At 50.2% G+C, this 21,313-nt stretch carries 26 protein-coding genes; 23 read left to right on the top strand and 3 right to left on the bottom strand.

Going from position 1 to position 21,313, the window contains the following annotated elements:
* The first annotated feature begins 47 nt into the window (after positions 1-47).
* The 20 genes from rplX to carA all read left to right on the top strand — a co-directional run bounded on the left by rplX (position 48) and on the right by carA (position 12,783).
* Entirely contained in the window at positions 48-386 is a 339-nt protein-coding gene (gene rplX / locus LX66_RS10820) for a 50S ribosomal protein L24 (protein ID WP_145713004.1), read from the top strand.
* Positions 386-958: a 50S ribosomal protein L5 gene (gene rplE / locus LX66_RS10825; RefSeq protein WP_244620368.1), complete on the top strand. Its 573-nt coding sequence runs from the start codon at positions 386-388 to the stop codon at positions 956-958. Before rplX ends, rplE begins: the two co-directional genes overlap by 1 nt.
* Before the next feature lie 96 nt (positions 959-1,054).
* On the top strand, positions 1,055-1,324 hold the full coding sequence (rpsN, locus tag LX66_RS10830) for a 30S ribosomal protein S14 (protein WP_145713007.1): 270 nt from the start codon (positions 1,055-1,057) through the stop codon (positions 1,322-1,324).
* 76 nt (positions 1,325-1,400) lie between these two features.
* On the top strand, positions 1,401-1,799 hold the full coding sequence (rpsH, locus tag LX66_RS10835) for a 30S ribosomal protein S8 (RefSeq protein WP_145713010.1): 399 nt from the start codon (positions 1,401-1,403) through the stop codon (positions 1,797-1,799).
* A 93-nt stretch (positions 1,800-1,892) separates the two neighbouring features.
* Positions 1,893-2,447: a 50S ribosomal protein L6 gene (gene rplF / locus LX66_RS10840; protein WP_145713013.1), complete on the top strand. Its 555-nt coding sequence runs from the start codon at positions 1,893-1,895 to the stop codon at positions 2,445-2,447.
* 93 nt (positions 2,448-2,540) lie between these two features.
* Positions 2,541-2,894, top strand: a complete 354-nt coding sequence (rplR, locus tag LX66_RS10845) for a 50S ribosomal protein L18 (protein WP_145713016.1) — start codon at positions 2,541-2,543, stop codon at positions 2,892-2,894.
* Positions 2,895-2,936: 42 nt separating this feature from the next.
* Entirely contained in the window at positions 2,937-3,455 is a 519-nt protein-coding gene (gene rpsE, locus LX66_RS10850) for a 30S ribosomal protein S5 (RefSeq protein WP_145713019.1), read from the top strand.
* 141 nt (positions 3,456-3,596) lie between these two features.
* Positions 3,597-3,782 carry a 50S ribosomal protein L30 gene (rpmD, locus tag LX66_RS10855; protein ID WP_145713022.1) on the top strand — a complete coding sequence of 62 codons (186 nt, stop codon included), beginning with the start codon at positions 3,597-3,599 and terminating at the stop codon, positions 3,780-3,782.
* A 114-nt stretch (positions 3,783-3,896) separates the two neighbouring features.
* Positions 3,897-4,343 carry a 50S ribosomal protein L15 gene (rplO, locus tag LX66_RS10860; protein WP_145713025.1) on the top strand — a complete coding sequence of 149 codons (447 nt, stop codon included), beginning with the start codon at positions 3,897-3,899 and terminating at the stop codon, positions 4,341-4,343.
* 78 nt (positions 4,344-4,421) lie between these two features.
* Positions 4,422-5,768 (top strand): preprotein translocase subunit SecY, encoded by a 1,347-nt coding sequence (secY, locus tag LX66_RS10865; protein ID WP_145713027.1) that lies wholly within the window; start codon positions 4,422-4,424, stop codon positions 5,766-5,768.
* A 76-nt stretch (positions 5,769-5,844) separates the two neighbouring features.
* On the top strand, positions 5,845-6,666 hold the full coding sequence (map, locus tag LX66_RS10870) for a type I methionyl aminopeptidase (protein ID WP_244620369.1): 822 nt from the start codon (positions 5,845-5,847) through the stop codon (positions 6,664-6,666).
* A 158-nt stretch (positions 6,667-6,824) separates the two neighbouring features.
* A complete protein-coding gene (gene infA, locus LX66_RS10875; RefSeq protein ID WP_012789309.1) occupies positions 6,825-7,043 on the top strand; it encodes a translation initiation factor IF-1 in 219 nt (72 codons plus the stop codon).
* A gap of 51 nt (positions 7,044-7,094) precedes the next feature.
* Positions 7,095-7,211, top strand: coding sequence for a 50S ribosomal protein L36 (gene rpmJ, locus LX66_RS10880; RefSeq protein ID WP_072360626.1), 117 nt, complete (start codon positions 7,095-7,097; stop codon positions 7,209-7,211).
* A 40-nt stretch (positions 7,212-7,251) separates the two neighbouring features.
* Positions 7,252-7,632 carry a 30S ribosomal protein S13 gene (gene rpsM, locus LX66_RS10885; protein ID WP_145713030.1) on the top strand — a complete coding sequence of 127 codons (381 nt, stop codon included), beginning with the start codon at positions 7,252-7,254 and terminating at the stop codon, positions 7,630-7,632.
* Between the two features lie 98 nt (positions 7,633-7,730).
* Entirely contained in the window at positions 7,731-8,132 is a 402-nt protein-coding gene (gene rpsK / locus LX66_RS10890; protein WP_145713032.1) for a 30S ribosomal protein S11, read from the top strand.
* A gap of 154 nt (positions 8,133-8,286) precedes the next feature.
* Positions 8,287-8,892 carry a 30S ribosomal protein S4 gene (gene rpsD / locus LX66_RS10895; protein ID WP_145713035.1) on the top strand — a complete coding sequence of 202 codons (606 nt, stop codon included), beginning with the start codon at positions 8,287-8,289 and terminating at the stop codon, positions 8,890-8,892.
* A 23-nt stretch (positions 8,893-8,915) separates the two neighbouring features.
* On the top strand, positions 8,916-9,911 hold the full coding sequence (locus LX66_RS10900; protein ID WP_145713037.1) for a DNA-directed RNA polymerase subunit alpha: 996 nt from the start codon (positions 8,916-8,918) through the stop codon (positions 9,909-9,911).
* Positions 9,912-10,044: 133 nt separating this feature from the next.
* Entirely contained in the window at positions 10,045-10,560 is a 516-nt protein-coding gene (gene rplQ / locus LX66_RS10905; RefSeq protein ID WP_145713040.1) for a 50S ribosomal protein L17, read from the top strand.
* A gap of 143 nt (positions 10,561-10,703) precedes the next feature.
* Positions 10,704-11,528, top strand: coding sequence for a hypothetical protein (locus tag LX66_RS10910; RefSeq protein WP_145713043.1), 825 nt, complete (start codon positions 10,704-10,706; stop codon positions 11,526-11,528).
* A gap of 133 nt (positions 11,529-11,661) precedes the next feature.
* Entirely contained in the window at positions 11,662-12,783 is a 1,122-nt protein-coding gene (gene carA, locus LX66_RS10915) for a glutamine-hydrolyzing carbamoyl-phosphate synthase small subunit (RefSeq protein ID WP_145713046.1), read from the top strand.
* 730 nt (positions 12,784-13,513) lie between these two features.
* Here the strand turns inward: carA and LX66_RS10920 are convergent.
* Together LX66_RS10920 and LX66_RS10925 are read right to left on the bottom strand one after the other, a co-directional pair.
* Positions 13,514-14,749, bottom strand: a complete 1,236-nt coding sequence (locus tag LX66_RS10920) for a pyridoxal phosphate-dependent aminotransferase (protein ID WP_145713048.1) — start codon at positions 14,747-14,749, stop codon at positions 13,514-13,516.
* A gap of 193 nt (positions 14,750-14,942) precedes the next feature.
* Positions 14,943-15,350: a DUF1573 domain-containing protein gene (locus LX66_RS10925; RefSeq protein ID WP_244620370.1), complete on the bottom strand. Its 408-nt coding sequence runs from the start codon at positions 15,348-15,350 to the stop codon at positions 14,943-14,945.
* 357 nt (positions 15,351-15,707) lie between these two features.
* Between LX66_RS10925 and LX66_RS10930 the strand changes: the two genes are divergently transcribed.
* From LX66_RS10930 to LX66_RS10940, 3 genes are all read left to right on the top strand, one after another.
* Positions 15,708-18,107, top strand: a complete 2,400-nt coding sequence (locus LX66_RS10930) for an alpha-ketoacid dehydrogenase subunit alpha/beta (RefSeq protein WP_145713051.1) — start codon at positions 15,708-15,710, stop codon at positions 18,105-18,107.
* Positions 18,108-18,370: 263 nt separating this feature from the next.
* Positions 18,371-19,345, top strand: coding sequence for a D-2-hydroxyacid dehydrogenase (locus LX66_RS10935; RefSeq protein ID WP_145713057.1), 975 nt, complete (start codon positions 18,371-18,373; stop codon positions 19,343-19,345).
* Between the two features lie 387 nt (positions 19,346-19,732).
* Positions 19,733-20,446, top strand: a complete 714-nt coding sequence (locus LX66_RS10940; protein ID WP_145713060.1) for a response regulator transcription factor — start codon at positions 19,733-19,735, stop codon at positions 20,444-20,446.
* Between the two features lie 96 nt (positions 20,447-20,542).
* On the opposite strand, the gene LX66_RS10945 is transcribed toward LX66_RS10940, so the two are convergent.
* Positions 20,543-21,253, bottom strand: coding sequence for a YebC/PmpR family DNA-binding transcriptional regulator (locus tag LX66_RS10945; RefSeq protein ID WP_145713063.1), 711 nt, complete (start codon positions 21,251-21,253; stop codon positions 20,543-20,545).
* Positions 21,254-21,313: the final 60 nt, after the last annotated feature.

A 21,313-nucleotide genomic window follows, 5' to 3' on the forward strand; every position in this document is an offset into this window, starting at 1 on the left:
TATCAAGCGAAACAAGGGTTTCGCTTGGCGTTTATAAATAAATTAAAATGAAAACTAGATTCAAGCCTAAGTTCAACATCAAGAAGGGCGATATGGTAGTGGTGATTGCCGGCGATGATAAGGACAGGACCAAGCCCCGCAAGGTGCTGGAAGTGTTGATAGACAAAGCCCGCGTACTGGTGGAAGGCGTAAATATCGTTACCAAGCACACCAAGCCTACTGCACAGAATACCAAAGGCGGTATTGTAAAGCAGGAAGCGCCTATCGCTATTTCTAACGTAATGTTGTGGGATGCGAAGGCTGGAAAACCGTCCAAGGTGAACAGGCAGAGAGAAAACGGTAAATTAGTTCGTATAGCTAAAAAATCAGGGGAGGTAATTAAATAATGGCAAACACTACTTCATATATTCCCAGGCTGCAGAAAAAATACCGCGAGGAAGTGGTAGCCGCTCTCATGAAGAAATTCAACTACAAGAGCGTCATGCAGGTGCCCCGCCTCGTGAAAATATGCCTGAACCAGGGTATCAACGGCGCTGTGACCGATAAAAAACTGGTAGACAATGCGGTAGATGAAATGACCCGTATCGCCGGCCAGAAAGCGATCCCTACGCTGTCCAAGAAAGATATCTCCAACTTCAAACTCAGGAAGCACATGCCCATCGGCGCCCGCGTAACCCTGCGCGGTACTAATATGTACGACTTCCTGGACCGTTTGATCGCTGTGTCCCTGCCCCGCGTTCGCGACTTCAAAGGCGTGAATGAAAAGGCATTTGATGGCCGCGGTAACTATACCCTGGGCATCACCGAACAGATCATCTTCCCGGAAATCGACATCGATAAGGTGACCAAGATCTCCGGTATGGATATCACTTTCGTAACAACGGCTACTACCAACGAAGAAGCTTATGAACTGCTGAAAGAGCTGGGCATGCCGTTCAAGAACATGAAAAAGGATTAAATTCCGGATCACAAATTCCAAATCCCAAAGGGAGCTGTTTGGAATTTGGATATTTGGAATTTGGAATTTTAATAAACTTTGGAATTTTAAAAATTTATGGCAAAAGAATCCGTAAAAGCCAGGCAAAGAAAGAGAGAAGCGATGGTGGCCAAGTTTGCAGAAAAACGCGCAGCCCTGAAAGCTGAAGGCGATTATGCAGCACTGGACAAACTGCCGAAGAACGCTTCCCCCGTTCGCCTGAAGAACAGGTGCCAGCTTACCGGCCGTCCTAAAGGTTACATGCGTCATTTCGGCATCTGCCGTAACATGTTCCGCGACCTGGCCCTGGCTGGTAAAATACCCGGCGTGAAAAAGGCTAGCTGGTAATTTTTATTTATTATTGATTTTCCTATCTATTACTGATTGGATATCGCATTGTAAACTTTTAACTTTTTACAAAACAATGGTTACTGATCCAATAGCAGACTTCCTGACCCGGATCCGGAATGCTCAAATGGCTAACCACAGGATCGTGGAAATTCCGGCCTCCAAGCTGAAAAAGCGTATCACAGAGATTCTGTACGACAAAGGTTATATCCTCAAGTATAAATTCGAGGAAGACAGCAAGCAGGGCCTGATCAAAATAGCCCTGAAGTATGATCCTCAGACAAAAGAGCCCGCTATCAAGGACTTACAGCGTATCAGCCGTCCCGGCCTGCGCCAGTATTCCAAACCTGCGGACTTCCGCCGTATCAAGAACGGCCTGGGCGTAGCAGTGATCTCCACCTCCAAGGGCGTAATGACCGACAAAGAGGCCAAAGCGCAGAATGTAGGCGGCGAAGTGGTATGCTACATCTATTAATGAATATTTCCGCGGCGCACTGACAATTAAGCTTTCTATACGGAGCTGAACACGGGACGCCGGTACTTATAAACAAACATAAATCTTAACATCATGTCACGTATAGGGAAAAATCCCATCAAGTTGGCCAGCGGTATCACAGTAACCGTATCACCGGCAAATGAAATTACCGTAAAAGGCCCGAAAGGCGAACTGAAGAGAAGCATTGACAGGGATATCAAAGTAGAAGTGAAAGACGGCGTGCTGACCGTATCCCGTCCTACAGACCAGATCCGCCACCGCGCGCTGCACGGTCTGTACCGCGCTTTGATCGCCAACATGGTGAAAGGTGTAACAGACGGTTTCAAGAAACAATTGGAACTGGTAGGGGTAGGTTACAAAGCCACTCACCAGGGCCAACTGCTGGACCTGTCACTGGGTTACTCTCACAATATCATTTTTGAAGTGCCCAAAGAACTGAAGGTAAGCACGGAAACGGTGAAAGGCGCCAATCCCAAGATCATGCTGGAAGGTATTGACAACCAGTTGCTGGGACAGGTAGCCGCCAAGCTCCGCAGCCTGCGTAAGCCTGAGCCTTATAAAGGTAAAGGTGTTCGCTACAGCGATGAAGTGGTACGTAAGAAAGCAGGTAAATCTGCAGGCAAATAACTAGCAGGCGGCCGGTAGTCAGCACAGACTGCCGGCCTGCCGGCTGAGCATATAAAAAGCCCGGCAGTATCGGGCGTAAAAAATTCAGAAGCAATGAACACGAAAGTAATCAAGAGACAGAAGATCCGTTACCGCATCCGTAAGAAGGTGGCCGGTACGGCACAAAAGCCGAGGTTGTCTGTATTTCGCAGCAACAGCGATATTTACGTACAATTGATCGACGATACGAATGGTACTACCCTGGCTGCTGCCTCTTCCCGCGATAAGGACATCCTGGCCCAGAAGGGTACCAAAGTGGAAAAATCCAAGCTGGTAGGCGTTGCCCTGGCTGCAAAAGCAAAAGAACTGGGCATCACTGCCTGCACATTTGACCGCGGCGGTTACTTATACCATGGCCGTGTGAAAAGCGCGGCTGACGGCGCCAGGGAAGGTGGCCTGCAGTTCTAAATCTAATCGTAATTCTGGAAATCGTAATTCGCAAATAATAAAATGGCAAAGAATTCATTCAATAAAGTAAAGGCCGGTGACCTGGAGTTGAAGGAGAAGGTAGTGGCCATTAACCGTGTTACCAAAACCACGAAAGGCGGCCGTACTTTCAGCTTTTCCGCCCTGGTGGTAGTAGGTAACGAGAACGGTGTGGTAGGCCATGGCCTGGGTAAAGCCAAAGAAGTGCAGGAAGCTATCACGAAAGGTATTGACGACGCCAAAAAGAACCTGATCAAGATACCTGTAATGAAAGGCACCATTCCGCATGACCAACTGGCTAAGGAAGGCGCTGCCAAAGTGCTGATCAAACCGGCTGCCCACGGTACCGGTGTGATTGCCGGAGGCTCTATGCGCGCTGTACTGGAAAGCGCCGGTATCACGGACGTGCTGGCCAAGTCCCTGGGCTCTGCCAATCCGCACAACGTGGTAAAAGCCACCTTCAAGGCGCTGGGCCTGCTGCGCGAACCGATACAGGTAGCCAAGAGCAGGAGCGTGTCCCTGAAAAAAGTGTTTAACGGATAAAATTAATAAATCCCAGATTCCAATATCCAAATTCCAAACTGGTGGATAAGTGTACCGGCAGTAATGGCAGTTGGCTAATGGCTCAGCGGGTAGATGTCAATTTTGGGATTTGGAATTTGGAATTTGAAATTTTCTAATGTTATGGCAAAGATCAAGATCACCCAGGTTAAAAGTGGTATAGACCGTCCGGAAAGGCAGAAACTGACCTTAAAAGCACTGGGCCTTACCAAAATGAACGCTACTGTAGAGGTGGAAGCCACCCCGCAGATCGTTGGCATGGTACGCAAGGTACACCACCTGGTAAAAGTGGAAGACGTGAAAGGCTGAGCACTGTGTTCAGGCTTCACTAAATAATCGTACTTTTACACCGGTATTATATATATTACACCTTAATTCAAGCGAGCGGTTAATTTCCGCGTAAGTAAAAAAAATTATTAAAGAATGAATCTGCATTCACTGCAACCTGCAAAAGGTTCCGTACATAAAGAAAAACGCCTCGGTCGCGGCGAAGCGTCCGGTAAAGGTGGCACTGCTACAAAAGGTAATAAAGGTCATCAATCCCGCGCCGGTTATGCCAGCAAGAAAGGTCACGAAGGTGGCCAGATGCCTATCCAACGCCGTTTGCCCAAACGTGGGTTTAAAAGCCTGAACCGCGAAGAAGTAAAAGTATTCAACGTGGGCCAGTTAGATCACCTGGTTGAGAAATATGGCCTGCAGGATTTCTCCCTCGAAAACCTGTATGCTAACGGCCTGGTAAGCAGGACCGAAAAGGTGAAACTGTTGGGACAGGGAGAACTGAAAGCTAAAGTAACCGTAAAGGTGAACGCTATCAGCGAAAAAGCCAGGCAGCTCGTTGAGAAAGCAGGTGGGTCAGTAGAACTGGTATAAGACTTTACGACTGAGGAGACGCCTACGGAGTAGTGCGTCTTTTCGAATTTAATAGCGCTATTAAACCTTTATCTTCCTGTGAAGAAGTTTATTGAAACAATAAAAAACATCTGGAGCATAGAAGACCTGCGTAACCGCATTCTTACTACTTTGCTCCTTGTCCTCGTTTACCGCGTAGGATCCTACATCGTGTTACCCGGCATTGACGCCAACGCCCTGCAGCAGTTTTCCGAGAAATCCAACCAGGGCATTCTGGGATTGTTCAATATGTTCGCCGGGGGCTCGTTCTCAAGGGCATCCATTTTCGCGTTGGGGATCATGCCCTATATCTCTGCCTCCATTGCTATTCAACTGTTGACCATTGCAGTGCCTTATTTCCAGAAACTGCAGAAGGAAGGTGAAAGCGGCAGGAAAAAGATTAACCAGTATACCCGTCTCCTCACCGTGGTGGTAACCGGTTTCCAGGCCAGCGCATACGTAGCTTACCTGAAAGGCCAGTCCGGCGGCGCCATCATTCCCGAATATGGCGCATTCCTGTTCTGGCTGTCCACTACCGTAGTGCTCACCGCAGGTACGCTGTTCGTGATGTGGCTGGGTGAAAAGATCACGGATAAAGGCATTGGCAACGGTACCTCCCTGATCATCATGGTGGGCATCCTGGCCCGTCTGCCCCAGGCCCTGATCCAGGAGTTCACCTCCAAAACAACGGAAGGCGGCGGCGGCCTGCTGGTATTCCTGATAGAGATCGCCGTATTCATCGTGATCACCATCGGCCTGATCCTGCTGGTACAGGGTACCCGCAAGATCCCGGTGAACTATGCAAAACGTATTGTAGGCAACAAGCAATATGGCGGCGTGCGCCAGTTCATTCCCCTGAAGGTGAATGCTGCAGGCGTAATGCCCATCATCTTTGCCCAGGCCATCATGTTCATACCGGCCACCGCTATTGGCTTTGCCACCTCTTCCGAGAGCGCTTCCGGCTTCATCCGTATATTCAGCGACCATACCAATGGTTATTATAACCTGATATACGCGGTGCTGGTGATCGTGTTCACCTACTTTTATACTGCTTTGATCTTCAACCCCAACCAGATGGCGGAAGAAATGAAGCGGAACAACGGGTTCATTCCCGGCGTAAAGCCCGGTAAAGCTACCGCGGACTATATCGGCGCCGTAATGGACCGCATTACCCTGCCCGGCGCCTTTTTCCTGGCCCTGGTAGGTATCATGCCCGGCATAGCGGCTGCCCTGCGTATCAACAGTAACTTTGCTTCCTTCTTCGGGGGTACCTCCCTGCTGATCATGGTAGGGGTAATATTGGATACCCTGCAGCAGATCGAAAGCCAGTTGCTGATGCGCCATTACGACGGCCTGATGAGCACCGGCGGCCGTATAAAGGGAAGAACGGCCCCGGCCAATGTGTAAGTAATTTATTGACGCATTATACAGCACAAGGTCAGAAGGTCTTACCAGGGTAAAGGCCTTTTGACCTTGTGACATTGTGACCTTCGGAGAAGATATCATGATCCATTACAAGAATAAAGAGGAAATAGAGCTGATGCGTAAAAGCGCATCCGTACTGAGCGCTGCCCTGGAAGCAGTGGCAAAGGTGTTGAAGCCCGGCATGACCACCCTGGAAGTGGATAACCTGGTAGACCAGTTTATCCGGGAGCAGGGGGCGGTGCCCTCTTTCAAGGATTACCGCGGCTTTCCCAAAAGCTGCTGCATTTCTGTGAATGACGAGGTGGTGCACGGCATTCCCAATGCCTATGCGCTGAAGGACGGGGACATCGTGTCCGTGGACGTGGGGGTGTACCTCAATGGTTTTCATGCGGATAGCGCCTATACCTTCGCCATTGGTAATGTAAGGAAAGAGGTGCTGGACCTGATGACCGCCACCAAGGCGGCCCTGTACAAGGGCATTGAAAAGGCGGTGGCCGGCAACCGGGTGGGGGATATTGCCTACGCCATACAGGAGCACGCCGAAAAGGAGCGGGGCTACGGTGTGGTGCGCGAGCTGGTGGGCCACGGCCTGGGCCGGCAACTCCATGAAGATCCGCAGGTACCTAACTACGGCAAGCGGGGCAGCGGCCCTATGATGAAGGAAGGACTGGTAATTGCCATTGAGCCGATGGTAAACCTGGGCACCAAGGATGTGGCGTATATGGATGACGGTTGGACGGTAGCCACCCGCGATGAGCAGCCCTCCGTTCACTATGAGCATACCGTGGCGGTAATGAAAGGGAAGGCCGACGTGTTGTCCAGCTTTGCCGGCATAGAGGCCGCCGAGCGGGCCAATCCCGCGCTGAATGCAAACTATTAATTAATAATTAATAATGAATAATTAATAACCGCTACATGAGTGTTTCATAAGGCAGTGGGGCTATTATTATTAACTATTAATTCTTAATTATTAATTAATTCGGGGAAATTTTTCGATTTCAAAAGATTTATGCTATCTTTGCAGTCCTAAAAATTTTTATGGCAAAACAGGCACTCATTAAACAGGATGGAATTATACTGGAAGCCTTGTCAAACGCTATGTTCCGTGTTAAATTAGAGAATGGGCATGAGATTTTGGCTACCATTTCTGGAAAAATGAGAATGCACTATATCCGTATTTTGCCGGGAGATAAAGTAGGCGTGGAAATGAGCCCGTATGATCTATCGAGAGGCAGGATCATTTTCCGGTATAAATAATAGCATTTTCCAGATTAGCAATTTATTAAGCAGACATATAACTTTTAACTTATGAAGGTAAGAGCTTCCATAAAGAAGAGAAGTGCAGATTGCAAGATAGTGCGTAGAAAGGGTAAATTGTTGGTGATCAACAAGAAGAATCCCCGTTTCAAGCAACGTCAGGGATAATTGGATTCAAATCTAAACAACGTAAATATAAAACAGCAATATGGCACGTATAGCCGGTATAGATCTTCCTAAAAATAAAAGAGGAGAAATAGGACTTACCTATATCTATGGTATAGGCCGTTCTACCGCTCAATATATCCTGACCAAGTCAGGCATTGATTTCAACAAGAAAGTGAAGGACTGGAATGATGATGAGCAGGCAGCCATCCGTAACGTGATCAACAATGAGATCAAGGTGGAAGGCCAACTGCGTTCTGAAGTGCAGATGAACATCAAGCGCCTGCTGGATATTGCCTGCTACCGCGGTCTGCGTCACAGGAAAGGATTACCGGTTAGAGGACAGCGCACCCGTACTAACAGCCGTACCCGTAAAGGTAAGCGTAAGACGGTGGCCGGTAAGAAGAAAGCTCCTAAGAAGTAAAAAATAAAAACCCAAATTCCAAATCCCAATCCCCAAAGTGGGAGACTGGAATGCAAATTTTGGAATTTGGATACTGGAATTTGGAATTTTAAAATATTATGGCAAAAGCAACCAATTCAAAAACTGCTGCTAATAAAAAGAGGGTAGTAAAGGTAGATAACTACGGCGACGTACATATATCCGCCAGTTTTAACAATATCATCGTAAGCATTACCAACAAGCAGGGTCAGGTGATCTCCTGGTCTTCCGCCGGTAAGATGGGCTTCAAGGGCTCCAAGAAGAACACGCCCTATGCCGCCCAGTTGGCTGCTACCGATGCTGCTAAAACTGCCTTTGACGCCGGTCTGAAAAGAGCGGACGTATTTGTGAAAGGCCCCGGTGCAGGACGTGAGAGCGCTATCCGCGCCATCGCCAACTCCGGTATTGAAGTGAGCATGATCAAGGACGTTACGCCTTTACCGCACAACGGTTGCCGTCCTCCCAAGAAAAGAAGAGTCTAAATAATAAACATCCAAATTCCAAAACCCAAAATCCAAACGTCCATCTTTTGGAATTTGGCTTTTGGGATTTGGAATTTTAAATATTGGGTGCATGATCAGGTTTAAGATTTTTTAAAGAGCATGCACCGTAACTAAAAAATCTAACAAGAAAAAAATGGCAAGGTACACAGGACCAAAGACCAAGATCTCCAGGATTTTTGGCGAACCTATTTTAGGTAATGGTAAGTATTTAGGTAAGAACAGTAACCCTCCGGGTCAGCACGGTGCTACCCGCAAGCGTAAGCAGTTGGGTGAATACGCACTGCAGTTGCGCGAGAAGCAAAAGGCAAAATACACTTACGGCGTACTGGAGCGCCAGTTCCTCAACCTGTTCAAAGAAGCGAACCGCCGTAAAGGCGTAACCGGTGAAGTGCTGATCAAGCTGCTGGAAGCCCGCCTGGACAACACCGTATTCCGCCTGGGCATTGCCCCCTCCCGTCCCGCTGCCCGTCAGTTGGTATCCCACAAGCACGTAACCGTAAACGGCCACGTGGTGAACATTCCGTCCTATCAACTGAAACCAGGCGATATCATCGGCCTGAAGCCGAAAACCAGCGGCAATACCGCCCTGACCAGCAACATTCGCGGCAAGAACCCCAAGTTTAGCTGGCTGGACTGGAACGAAAAGGACATGCAAGGTACTTTTATCGCCTATCCTGAAAGAGAAAGCGTTCCTGAGAACATCAAGGAACAACTGATAGTGGAATTGTACTCTAAATAATAACAACTAAACTTCATATTGCAATGGCAATTCTTAATTTCCAAAAGCCTGACAAGATCGTTCTGCAAAAGTCTACCGACTTTGAAGCTCAATTCGAATTCCGGCCGTTAGAACCAGGTTATGGTGTGACCATCGGTAATGCGCTGCGCCGCGTACTGTTGTCGTCACTGGAGGGCTATGCCATTGTGGGAATAAAAATAGAAGGTGCCGATCACGAGTTTGCTACCCTGAAAGGAGTGACCGAAGATGTGACCGAAATCATCCTGAACCTGAAGCAGGTGCGTTTCAAGAAGATTGTGGAGAATGAAGTGAGCAACGAGAAGATCCAGATCTCCATCAAAGGTAAGACCGAGTTCCGGGCCGACATGATCGAAAAAGCCACCAGCGCTTTCCAGATCATGAACCCCGAGCTGCTGATCTGCACACTGGACCCTTCCGCCAAACTGGACATTGAACTGACCATTGGCAAGGGCCGCGGTTATGTGCCGGCTGAGGAAAACAAACCCAAGGATGCCGTTTTTGGCTACATCGCCATCGATTCTATCTTTACCCCGATCAAAAATGTAAAATACAGCATCGAAAATACCCGTGTGGAACAGAAGACCGACTATGAGAAGTTGATCATGGAAGTGGTGACCGACGGTACCATCCACCCGGAAGAAGCTGTAAAACAGGCCTCCCGTATTCTGATCCAGCACCTGATGATCATCACCGATGAGAACATCAGCTTTGATACCAAAGACACGGAAAAAGAAGATGTGGTAGACGAACAGACCCTGCAGTTGCGTAAGATACTGAAAACGCCGCTGGAAGACCTGGACCTGAGCGTACGCGCCTTTAACTGCCTGAAAGCTGCCAAGATCAACTCCCTGAGCGAGCTGGTACAGTATGAGCAGGAAGAGCTGATGAAGTTCAGGAACTTTGGCCAGAAATCTCTCAGCGAGATCGAACAGGTGCTGAACGAAAGGGGCCTGCATTTTGGCATGGATCTTTCCAAACTGAAACTGGAAGAAGAATAGTAACAGGAAATTCCAGAATCCAGATCCCAAATCCCAAACGGGAAATTGGAATTTGGCTTTTGGGATTTGGAATTTATAACATGAGTACCCTGTAATTCCTGACACGGTACAGGGGAATAAAACAACAATCGTCATGCGTCACGGAGTAAAATTAAATCACCTGGGCAGAACCGCTGCTCACCGCAAGAGCCTGTTATCCAACCTGGCCTGCGAACTGATCAGCCACAAACGTATTACCACCACCCTGGCCAAAGCCCGCGCTTTACGTGTATACGTAGAGCCGCTGCTGACCAAGGCTAAAGCAGACAGCACGCACAATCGCAGGATCGTGTTCAGCTACCTGCAGGACAAAGAAGCCATCAAGGAATTGTTTGGCGTGATCAGCGAGAAGATCGCTAACCGTCCCGGTGGATATACCCGCATCATCAAGCTGGGTAAACGTATGGGGGATAACGCAGAAACTGCCCTGATAGAGCTGGTAGACTTCAACGAGATCTACGGCAAAGCTACCGAGAAAGCGCCTGCCAAGAGGACCCGCCGCGCTGGTGGTGGCAAGAAGAAAGCCGGAGAAACGGCTGCCGCCGAAGAAGCACAGGCTCCTGCAGCAGAAGCAGCAGCAGACAAAACAGAAGAGAAAGCAGCGGAATAATAATAATACGCTGTTGGACGATAAAGCCTGCCAGGTTCAAAAAGCCTGGCAGGTTTTTTTTATAATTATATAACCTGCCCCGGCTTGATATAGATGCTATTTTTTTGTAATATAGCGGCCGGATCCCTAATACCGAATATCCTATGAATTACCTGAGTTGCCGGCACTGCGGGCACCACAATGCATTGAGATCAGAATTCCTTACTTTTTGCGAGCGCTGCGGCAAGAAACTGCCTTATACCTTTGCGGACTGGAAGCAGAAAAACCCGGAGGGCAGCTTTGAAGCATTCTGCGGGGAAGTAGCCATTTATATAGCGGATGCCCCCCCACCCAAACCGGGATGGATGCAGCAATACCTGTGGCCGGCCGGCCGCCGGGGGCTCATCCTCGCCGCCGTGCTGGTATTTGCCCTGGTAGCGGTAGCTGGCACCTATTTCGGCAAGCAGGCCATTGTTACCTGGTCCTACCCGAAAGCTGAGAAATCCTGGCTATACAGCACCTGGCAAACGGTCACCATCGGCCGGCAGGCCCTGCAGATAAGCGCCCCTGTGCACCTGAGCGTAAACGATCAGGCACTGAACCCCGACCTGGCCAAAATGGTAGAGTACGCCAAAAGTTACCGTAACCGCGAGGAAGGCGGCCTGCAGATAAGTGTGGATATGTTCAGCTACCGGGAAACCGTTACCAATAACCTGGACGAAGCCGCCAAGAAAGCAGCCAGGGACCTGCAGCAGGAGCCTGGCGTATCCGACCTGGAACTGGGCAGCAGCCCCATTTCCCGGGCAAACGCCCAGGGAGTGCTGCAGGAGGGAACCCTGCTGTATAAAAATGCGGTAAAACTTGCTTTCTATAACCTGGTAATGGTGCAGGGCCCGCACCGCTGGCTGGTGAGTATCCGCTGCCGTGCAGACGATCCCACCGGCCAGGAACTGGCAAAGCGGGTGGTCAGCTCTGTGCAGATCAAGTAGTAATTAATAATGAACAATTAATAATATCTGTAGCGCCTGTGTTTCGTTGAAAGGCAGGTGTTACGATTATTAATTATTAATTGTTCATTATTAATTGGCTATCTTTGCACGATTTTAAAAAAAGAGTCTGAAAATGCCGCACACAAAACTCAGCCAACCGGCCATATTATTACTGAACGATGGTACGGTTTATCACGGAAAAGCTTTTGGAAAGATTGGAACCGCTGCCGGCGAGCTTTGCTTCAATACCGGTATGACCGGTTACCAGGAAGTATTTACAGACCCTTCTTACAAGGGACAGGTGCTGATCATGAACAACTGCTACATAGGGAACTATGGCACCAGGAAAGACGATGTAGAGAGCAGCAGCGTGAAGATCAGCGGGCTGATCTGCAAGAATATCGCGCAAAATTATTCCCGCAAAATGGCAGACAGCTCCCTGGAGCAGTTCCTGGCAGAAAATAACCTGGTAGCGATCTACGATGTGGACACCCGCGCGCTGGTATCCCATATCCGCAGCAAGGGAGCGATGAACTGTATCATCTCCTCCGAGATACTGGATGTGGACCAGTTGAAGGAACAACTGGCAAAGGTGCCTTCCATGGAGGGACTGGCCCTGTGCGCAGAAGTATCTACCAAAGCACCTTATAACATCGGCGATCCGGAGGCCGGCATCCGCATAGCTGTGCTGGACAACGGGGTAAAACGCAACATGCTGAAATGCCTGTCGGAAAAAGGCGCTTACCTCCAGGTATACCCTACCAATACTACTTTTGAAGAATGCGAGCAGTTTAAGCCGCACGCTTATTTTATATCCAATGGCCCCGGCGACCCGGCGCCGCTGACCTATGCAGTAGACACGGTAAAGAAGGTGCTGGAAGCCAACCGGCCCCTGTTTGGCATTTGCCTGGGGCACCAGTTGCTGGCGCTGGCCAATGATATTCCTACTTACAAAATGCACCATGGCCACCGCGGGCTGAATCACCCGGTAAAGAACCTGGCTACCGGCCGTTGCGAGATCACCACGCAGAACCACGGTTTTGCGGTAGATCCCAAGGCAATTGCCGCCAGCAAGCAGGTGGAAATTACGCATGTGAACCTGAACGACGGTTCCATTGAGGGCATCCGCATCCGGAACAAACCCGCGTTCTCCGTGCAGTACCACCCGGAATCCACGCCCGGCCCGTATGATTCCCGCTACCTGTTCGATGATTTCTTCCGGATGATCCGGGAATACATGCCGCAGCAGCAATAGATCGTATGATCATATTACCAGTATAAAAGGAAACGGTCCCGAGGAGTCGGGACCGTTGCTTTTAATTCCACGTTATGAAAACAAGCGGATGGGTCTGGTGTCCACCATGGCGGTGGAACAGGCGTCATCGCCGTTTCATGATGGAACAAAAATGAGAAAAAATTTCAGCCGGGGCGGGGCACAAGTGATGAAATGGCTATTCTGCAAGATAAAAGGAGGATAACAAGGGATAAGGACAAAAAAATACGGCTCTGTGAACAGAGCCGTTTGCCTTTATAAATTCCACGTTATGAAAAACTGATACAAAAATACGATATTTAGCTAAAACGTTTTAGTAAGATTCCGACTTTTTACACACACTTGATAATTCACTTTCACTTATCTTTGTGAGCCCAAAGTTCGGACCAATTTCACGTTTGAAGAAATTCTATTGGTTAAATTTTTCTTAAACCCTTCCGTCACCCTAAATTCACATTAATTTTTATTCTATCTATCTTTTCTACTCGTTCTCTTCCGTTTCTTTAACAAATATACGACGAAAATTGAGAAAAAAAATAGTCTGAGAGAAAAATTTTTGCTTTTTTGCCCTGAAAATCATATATAGAATTATTTATAATATAACTTTCCTCCCTGTAAAGAACTTTTCGGATGCAAAGATCGGGGTTTTACCGCTATGCTAGTGTTACCATATTATGATGAATACGGGGTGAATACCAGCCGGTTACAGGGTTCATCCGCCTGTGCCGGGCACGTGCGCAGCCTGCGTGGCGGGCATCGTTCGCCCGGGATAGCTTTCCAGGGCCTTTTCCAGGCAGGTCATAGCCCGGGCTATGTCTGTACGGTTCAGCACGTAGGCCAGCCGCACCTCCTGTTTGCCCAACCCGCTCGTGGCATAAAATCCAGTGCCGGGGGCCATCATCACAGTTTGTTGCTCGTAGGAGAAAGATTCCAGCAGCCACTGGCAGAAACGGTCCGCGTCATCAATGGGCAGCCGCGCCATGGCGTAGAAGGCGCCGCCGGGGTTGGGGCAGAACACGCCGGGTATATTATTTAGTTTTTCCACCAGTACATCCCGCCGGGCCATATACTCGGCCTTGATGCCGTCAAAATAATCGGCCGGCAGGTCTACCGCCGCTTCACCGGCTATCTGGGCAAAGGAGGGCGGGCTTAGCCGGGCCTGTGCAAATTTCATGACCGCGTCCAGCACGCGCTGGTTTTTGGTGACCAATGCGCCTATACGGCCGCCGCAGGCGCTGTAGCGTTTGGAAATAGTGTCCATTAATATCACATGCTCTTCCATTCCCTGCAGGTGCATCGCCGAAAAGTGCCGGCCGCTGTAGCAGAATTCCCGGTAAGCCTCATCAGAAAAAAGATACAGGTTGTGCTGCAGGCACAATTGTTTCAGCACCTCCATTTCCTCCGGGCTGTACAGGTAGCCGGTAGGATTGTTGGGATTGCAGATCAGGATGGCCCTGGTGCGCGGCGTGATGGCTTTTTCAAAGGCCTCCATGGCCGGCAGGGCAAAACCGCTTTCAATACCGGAGGTAATGGTACGGATGGTGATGCCGGCTTCTACGGCAAAACCATTGTAATTGGCGTAGAACGGCTCCGGCACCAGTACTTCATCGCCCGCATCCAGGCAGGCCATGAAGGCAAACAGGATGGCTTCAGACCCCCCGGTGGTCACAATGATCTGCTGATGGTTCACCTGGATGTCAAACCTGCCATAATACTCCACCAGCTTGCGGCGGTAGCTTTCGTTGCCTGCGCTGTGGCTGTATTCCAGTATCCTGAACTCGGAATGGCGCACCGCATCCAGCACGGGCGCCGGCGTTTCAATATCCGGCTGGCCGATGTTCAGGTGGTATACCTTGATACCTTTCTTTCTGGCAGCCTCTGCGTAAGGCACTAGCTTTCTGATGGGGGAGGGGGGCATCTGCAGCCCTCTTTTGCTGATGTCAGGCATTTTGTTGTATTTGCGAATGCAAAGGTAAGTGAATGTGCAGACATGCCGATGTGCAGATGTGCGGATGGATGGGACTGGCAGGGGCCGGTAATAAAAAAAGCCTTACAGCATGTATACACTGTAAGGCTTTGTGTCAGTATGCCTGAATGCGCTTCGGTGCATTTGCACATCCGCACATCTGCATACTTGCACATTAGTTCTCTACCGTTCCGGTCAGGTGCAGTTCCTTGTCCTGGTCCACACCTTTGAACTTCACCCAGATGGTTTTGTTCTGCTGACCTACGCCATTGGCGCTATAAGTAGCCGTGATCGTACCTTTTTTACCGGGCAGGATCGGTTCTTTTGTCCATTTCGGAGTAGTACAGCCGCAACTGGCGCGGGCCGCTTCAATCAGGAGCGGTTCTTTGGTGATGTTGGTAAATTCAAAATCAACAGTTACGGGTTTGTTGAGCTGAGTTTTACCGAAGTCGATCGTTTCTTTCGCAAATTTTGCCTTTGCATCTGCCAGGTTCCCTGTACCGGCCCCGTTTTGAGCCTGGGCCCAAATTGCTGTGCTGAGCAGCATGCTCGCAAATAGGGATAAGATAAACTTTTTCATCATGTATAGTTTGGTTTTTAAACGGTTTTGGTTAAAACGTAAAGGCGGATCATCACGGTTTAAAAGTATAAGATCCGGCCCCGGAATAGTAACAAATTTACAGCCAAAAGCTGTTGTATACCCGGCAAATTATTAAAATCTTCTTAAAAAAATCATTTTAATTGAAGGGCGGCAATTTGAGCCGTTCGGCAAATATTTTTCATTCGTTAATATTTATCTCGTAGTTTTCCTGTTTTTTAGTTGTCCGGATAGATCTCCTGGTCGATCTGTCTTTTATTTGTCTTATGGAAACCCGGGAAATTTGCTGATGCCCGGTTTCAACAGTATAATTACCTTACTTTTGTACTTTAACCAACAGGCATGATAGAAAATAATGAACTGACTATGAACATGGACAGCCGGTTATCTTTTGAAGAGTTCCGCAAGGAAGTATTAAATGACTACCGGCTGGCTTGCGAAAGCAGGGAAGTTAGCCTGCTGGCCCGTAAGGAAGTGCTTACGGGTAAAGCCAAGTTCGGGATATTTGGAGATGGAAAGGAAGTGGCCCAGATAGCAATGGCCAAGTACTTCCTGCCGGGCGATTTCCGCTCGGGCTACTACCGCGATCAAACCTTTGCTTTTGCCAGCGGTATCAGCACCATCGAACAATTCTTTTCCCAGTTATATGCCGATCCCGACCCGGAGAACGATCCTTTCTCCGCAGGCCGGCAGATGAATTCTCACTTTGCCACGCCCAACATCACGGAAGACGGCAACTGGCGCGACCTTACCAAGATCAAGAATACCGCTTCCGATATGGCGCCCACCGCCGCGCAAATGCCGCGTTCCCTGGGCCTGGCCTTTGCCTCCAAGCTTTTCCGCGAGGTAGAGGACCTGAAATCATTCACGCACCTGTCACATAACGGCAACGAGATATGCTTTGCCACCATCGGCGACGCCGCTACCTCCGAAGGGCATTTCTGGGAAACCATGAATGCGGCCGGCGTGCTGCAGGTGCCGCTGGCGGTATTTGTATGGGACGATGGCTACGGCATTTCCGTGCCGCGTAAGTACCAGACCACTAAAGGGTCTATCAGCGCCGCAATGGAAGGCTTCCGGAAAACGGAGGATTCCAATGGTTTTGATATATATAATGTAAAGGGCTGGGATTATGCCGGCATGTGTGAAGTATTTGAGAACGGGCTGCGCAAGGTGCGGGAAACCCATGTGCCCGCCCTGTTCCATGTAGAGGAGATCACCCAGCCGCAGGGCCACTCCACCAGCGGATCGCATGAGCGCTACAAGAGCAAGGACCGCCTGGCCTGGGAAAAGGAATTTGACTGCAACCTGAAAATGCGCCAGTGGATACTGGAAAATGCCCTGTCGGACGAAGCTACGCTCCAGGAAATAGAATTAACGGCCAAAGCTACGGCCACGGCTGCACGTAAAAGCGCCTGGGAAAAATACATTGCGCCTATCCGGCAGCAGGTAAAGACCCTGGCGGCTCACGGGCAGGCGATCGTGGAAGAAGGCATCGCGGATACAGGCATGGTGCAGCAGGCCATACAGCAGTTGAAGGCCAACCGCGAGCCGCAGCGCCGGGATGTGTTGAAGACCGCCGCCGGCATTCTTTTCCGTCATAAAAAAACACAGAGCCCTGCCCTGCAGGCCCTGCAGCAGTATTACGACCAGTTGCAGCAGCAGGAGCGGGAAAGCTACAGCTCCCACCTGTACGCCACCGGGGCCAATTCCGCCCTGAACGTGCCGGAGGTGCCCGCTGTGTATGCCGACACACCGCAGATGGTGAACGGCTATGAAGTGCTGAATAAATATTTTGACCAGTTGTTTGCCGAAAACCCGAAAGTATTTGCCTTTGGCGAGGATGTGGGTAAGATAGGCGATGTGAACCAGGGTTTTGCCGGGCTGCAGCAAAAGCATGGTAAACAGCGTATATTCGATACCGGTATACGGGAGCTGACCATTATGGGACAGGCCATCGGGATGGCCTTCCGTGGTCTCAAGCCCATTGCGGAGATACAGTATATAGATTACCTGCTGTACGGGCTGGAGCCCTTGAGCGATGATGTGGCCAGCCTGCAGTACCGCACCCGCGGCATACAGGCCTGCCCGGTGATCGTGCGCACGCGCGGCCACCGGCTGGAAGGCATCTGGCATTCCGGCTCGCCCATGGGCATGATCATTCACAGCCTGCGGGGCATGCATATTTGCGTGCCGCGCAACATGGTGCAGGCGGCCGGTATGTACAACACCCTGCTGAGCGCCAATGAGCCGGCCCTGATGGTAGAGTCCCTGAACGGCTACCGCCTGAAGGAAAAGCTGCCGCAGAACCTCACCGAGTTTACCGTGCCCCTGGGCATACCCGAAGTGCTGCACGCCGGCACTGATATCACCCTGGTGTCTTACGGCTCTACTTTGCGCGTAGTGGAGGAAGCCATGCATACCCTGGAGCAGATGGAGATTTCCTGTGAGCTGATAGACGTGCAGACCCTGCTGCCTTTCGATATTCATCACAGCATCCTGGAATCGCTGAAAAAGACCAATCGCATCCTGTTCATTGACGAGGATGTTCCGGGCGGCGGCACCGCCTTCATGTTCCAGCAGGTAATGGAAATACAGGGCGGCTACCGCTGGCTGGATGTGGCTCCCCGCACCCTGAGCGCGCAGGCGCACCGCCCGGCCTATGGCTCTGACGGGGATTACTTCTCCAAGCCCAATGCGGAAGATGTAGTGCAGGTGGTAATGGCCATGATGGAGGAATAAAGGCATCAACAGTCCTGGAAATACAGCGTCCCGCGCAGCAAGCCTGCACGGGACGTTTTTCTTCCTCAGTATAACAGTTGTAGGTTAGGCGGCATGACAAGCAGTAGTGCCACAAATATTAAAAAATATATTCATACTGCTATGCCATTCCCGTGTTATTTAAACATTATTTCAATTTATTTATAAACTTGCCCCGGTGTAATGCTTCTACCGATAAACGGTAAGATGGCACTTTTCATTATAACGGACCAAGCATTTAACATATGCAACAAATTGTAGTACTGGACGGCTATGCATTAAACCCCGGCGACCTGGACTGGGCGCCGCTGCATGCCCTGGGCCGGGTAACGGTATATGACAGAACGCCCGAAGCGGAAGTGGCTGCCCGCGCAAAGGATGCGAACATTATACTCACCAACAAGGCCATTGTAAGCGCTGCCACCATTGCAGGGCTGCCGCGGCTGCAGTACATCGGCGTAATGGCCACCGGTTACAACGTGGTAGATATAGCTGCCGCCACGGCCCGGCAGATACCCGTTACCAATGTGCCGGCTTACGGTACCGCTGCGGTGGCCCAGCATACCTTTGCACTGATACTGGAGTTGTGCGGCCAGGTGGGCCTGCACGCCGCCGGTGTACGGGCAGGCGACTGGAGCCGCAGTGCCGACTTCTCGTACTGGAGATCTCCCCTGCATGAGTTGGACGGCAAGGTGCTGGGGATTATAGGGCTGGGGCAGATAGGCAGGGCCGTAGCCCGTATAGCCCAGGCGTTTGGTATGCAGGTAGTAGCGCATCACCGGCACCCGGAGCGGGATAAAATGGAGGGCGTCAGGTTTGTGGACATCCCCACCTGTTTTGCCATCGCGGACATTGTATCCCTGCACTGCCCGCTGAACGAACAGAACCGGGGTTTTGTAAACGCCGCATTGCTGGGTACTATGAAGCCGGGCGCTTTCCTGGTCAATACCAGCCGGGGGCCGCTGATCAATGAAGCAGACTTGGCCGATGCGCTGAACCAGGAACGTATAGCCGGCGCCGCGCTGGATGTGCTGTCCCTAGAGCCGCCCGCGCCGGATAACCCGCTGCTGCAGGCCCGGAACTGCATCATTACCCCGCATATCGCCTGGGCTACGCGGGAGGCCAGGAGCCGGCTGCTGCACACCGTGGCGGCTAATGTGAAGGCTTTCCTGGAAGGCGCGCCGCAAAACCTGGTAAACGGGGTAAATACCACAGTGTAATAATTATATTTATTTGTTATTAACTATGAATTAACTATAATTGAATGGTGATAATTGTGCATGTTAATAATGAACAAAATGGCGGAAAAAAGCCCCTAAAAAACTTTCCGTGATTTGTCAAGTTTCAGCAATAATTAGCTAAATTGGAAAAGAATTTTAACCCTAACGGTTACTTTAAGAGACACGAAGCGATATTTATTGATCAGGCACCCTAGACTTTTTATCGAAAAATCCACCTGTGTATGAAGCCGAGCAGGATGCGAGGTTCCATCTGCCCATTCAGAAAACAAACATATTAACAGATGAAACCGAGCATGATAAACATTCTTGTGCAAAGGACTGTAAATGCGAGGTTCCATGAGACTGCTAACAAAAAATTATTTACGAATGAAAGCAGGAATACTACTGGTAGAAGACGACCATTTTTTCGCCAAAGTAATTAAAAGACACCTGGAGAAGGAAGGCTACAGCGTAGTGCACTGCCTTAATGGAGACCAGGCCTGGAGCATGTTCCAGGAGCGGGTTTTTGACATTTGCCTGCTGGATATCATTATGCCCGGCAGGGATGGATTCACCCTGGCTAAAGAGATCCGCGGCCAGGACACGAACATTCCCATCATCTTCACTTCCTCCCGCTACATGGAACAGGATCGCCTGCACGGTTTTGAAGCCGGCGGGGACGACTACCTGGTAAAGCCTTTTAACATCGAGGAGCTGCAGTTCCGGATAGAGGTATTCCTGAAAAGGAGCCGGCTGCTGCAAAGCAGGAAAGTGCTCACCTACCAGCTAGGCAACCTGGAGTTCAATTACACCGAGCTGAAAATTTATCATAAAATTACCGGTCATACCATCAACCTGCCTCCCAAGGAAGCGGAGTTACTGAAGTTCCTTTGTGAGAATCCCAACCGGCGCCTGAAACGGGAGAACATCCTGCAGGCCGTTTGGGGCAGCGACGACTTTTTTGCCGGCCGCACGATGGATGTATACCTTACCCGTTTGAGAAAACATTTCCGCCTGGATGAGGATGTAAAGCTGGAAACCTTTCATGGAAAGGGGTTAAGGCTGGTCACAGATCCCAATGCCTGTACGGCGGAAGTATAAAATAATGTAAGAGCAACCACAAACACCACACACCACACCACGGAGAACCGTTCTGCTACGGCAAAACGGTTCTCTTTTTTTTATAGCGGTCAATGCTTATTTCAGGTTATGGAACACCTGCTGCACGTCCTCGTCCTGTTCCAGGCGGTCTACCAGTTGCAGCACTTCCTTGGCCTGCTCGTCATTCAGTTCCACGGTAGTAGTGGGAATACGCTGCAGTTCCGCGCTGATGGTGGAGATGCCTTTTTCTTCCAGGGCCTTGGCCATGTTCCCGAACTCGGTAAAAGGCGTGCGGATAATGATATTGCCTTCGCTGTCTTCCCCGATCTCTTCCAGGCCGGCGTCTATCAGCTCCAGTTCCAGCTCTTCCAGGTCCTGCCCTTCATTTTTGATCTTGAACACGCCCATGCGGTTGAACATAAAGCCTACAGAGCCGCTGGTGCCCAGGCTGCCGCCTTCCTTGTTGAAGTGCATACGCACATTGGCCACGGTACGGGTAGGGTTGTCCGTAGCAGTTTCCACCATTACGGCCACGCCATGCGGCGCATATCCTTCATATACTACTTCTTCATAGTCCGTTTTATCCTTGCCCATGGCGCGCTTGATAGCGGCTTCCACCCGGTCTTTGGGCATGTTCACGCCTTTGGCGTTCGCCATGCAGCGGCGCAGGGCGGGGTTATTGTCCGGGTCCGGGCCGCCTTGCTTTACAGCGATGGCTATTTCCTTCCCTATCCTGGTGAACTGTTTGGCCATCCTGTCCCAGCGGGCGAACATGGTGGCCTTTCTTACTTCAAATATTCTTCCCATGTTGGTTGATTGTTCGAAACGCAAAAGTAAGGTAATACTGGTAAAACTAAAACCGCCCGT

This window comes from Chitinophaga japonensis (assembly GCF_007830125.1).
GTDB classification, from domain to species: Bacteria; Bacteroidota; Bacteroidia; order Chitinophagales; family Chitinophagaceae; genus Chitinophaga; species Chitinophaga japonensis.

What these genes read in the sequence shown, in the direction of transcription:
- rplE (WP_244620368.1), top strand. Translation starts at nt 386, where the DNA reads ATGGCAAACACTACTTCATATATTCCCAGGCTGCAGAAAAAATACCGC.
- LX66_RS10945 (WP_145713063.1), bottom strand. Translation starts at nt 21,253, where the DNA reads ATGGGAAGAATATTTGAAGTAAGAAAGGCCACCATGTTCGCCCGCTGG.
- rpsM (WP_145713030.1), top strand. Translation starts at nt 7,252, where the DNA reads ATGGCACGTATAGCCGGTATAGATCTTCCTAAAAATAAAAGAGGAGAA.
- LX66_RS10940 (WP_145713060.1), top strand. Translation starts at nt 19,733, where the DNA reads ATGAAAGCAGGAATACTACTGGTAGAAGACGACCATTTTTTCGCCAAA.
- LX66_RS10935 (WP_145713057.1), top strand. Translation starts at nt 18,371, where the DNA reads ATGCAACAAATTGTAGTACTGGACGGCTATGCATTAAACCCCGGCGAC.
- infA (WP_012789309.1), top strand. Translation starts at nt 6,825, where the DNA reads ATGGCAAAACAGGCACTCATTAAACAGGATGGAATTATACTGGAAGCC.
- LX66_RS10925 (WP_244620370.1), bottom strand. Translation starts at nt 15,350, where the DNA reads ATGATGAAAAAGTTTATCTTATCCCTATTTGCGAGCATGCTGCTCAGC.
- rpmJ (WP_072360626.1), top strand. Translation starts at nt 7,095, where the DNA reads ATGAAGGTAAGAGCTTCCATAAAGAAGAGAAGTGCAGATTGCAAGATA.
- LX66_RS10910 (WP_145713043.1), top strand. Translation starts at nt 10,704, where the DNA reads ATGAATTACCTGAGTTGCCGGCACTGCGGGCACCACAATGCATTGAGA.
- rpsH (WP_145713010.1), top strand. Translation starts at nt 1,401, where the DNA reads ATGGTTACTGATCCAATAGCAGACTTCCTGACCCGGATCCGGAATGCT.
- LX66_RS10920 (WP_145713048.1), bottom strand. Translation starts at nt 14,749, where the DNA reads ATGCCTGACATCAGCAAAAGAGGGCTGCAGATGCCCCCCTCCCCCATC.
- rpsD (WP_145713035.1), top strand. Translation starts at nt 8,287, where the DNA reads ATGGCAAGGTACACAGGACCAAAGACCAAGATCTCCAGGATTTTTGGC.
- rpmD (WP_145713022.1), top strand. Translation starts at nt 3,597, where the DNA reads ATGGCAAAGATCAAGATCACCCAGGTTAAAAGTGGTATAGACCGTCCG.
- carA (WP_145713046.1), top strand. Translation starts at nt 11,662, where the DNA reads ATGCCGCACACAAAACTCAGCCAACCGGCCATATTATTACTGAACGAT.
- rplR (WP_145713016.1), top strand. Translation starts at nt 2,541, where the DNA reads ATGAACACGAAAGTAATCAAGAGACAGAAGATCCGTTACCGCATCCGT.
- rplO (WP_145713025.1), top strand. Translation starts at nt 3,897, where the DNA reads ATGAATCTGCATTCACTGCAACCTGCAAAAGGTTCCGTACATAAAGAA.
- rplQ (WP_145713040.1), top strand. Translation starts at nt 10,045, where the DNA reads ATGCGTCACGGAGTAAAATTAAATCACCTGGGCAGAACCGCTGCTCAC.
- LX66_RS10900 (WP_145713037.1), top strand. Translation starts at nt 8,916, where the DNA reads ATGGCAATTCTTAATTTCCAAAAGCCTGACAAGATCGTTCTGCAAAAG.
- rplF (WP_145713013.1), top strand. Translation starts at nt 1,893, where the DNA reads ATGTCACGTATAGGGAAAAATCCCATCAAGTTGGCCAGCGGTATCACA.
- LX66_RS10930 (WP_145713051.1), top strand. Translation starts at nt 15,708, where the DNA reads ATGATAGAAAATAATGAACTGACTATGAACATGGACAGCCGGTTATCT.
- rplX (WP_145713004.1), top strand. Translation starts at nt 48, where the DNA reads ATGAAAACTAGATTCAAGCCTAAGTTCAACATCAAGAAGGGCGATATG.
- rpsN (WP_145713007.1), top strand. Translation starts at nt 1,055, where the DNA reads ATGGCAAAAGAATCCGTAAAAGCCAGGCAAAGAAAGAGAGAAGCGATG.
- rpsE (WP_145713019.1), top strand. Translation starts at nt 2,937, where the DNA reads ATGGCAAAGAATTCATTCAATAAAGTAAAGGCCGGTGACCTGGAGTTG.
- rpsK (WP_145713032.1), top strand. Translation starts at nt 7,731, where the DNA reads ATGGCAAAAGCAACCAATTCAAAAACTGCTGCTAATAAAAAGAGGGTA.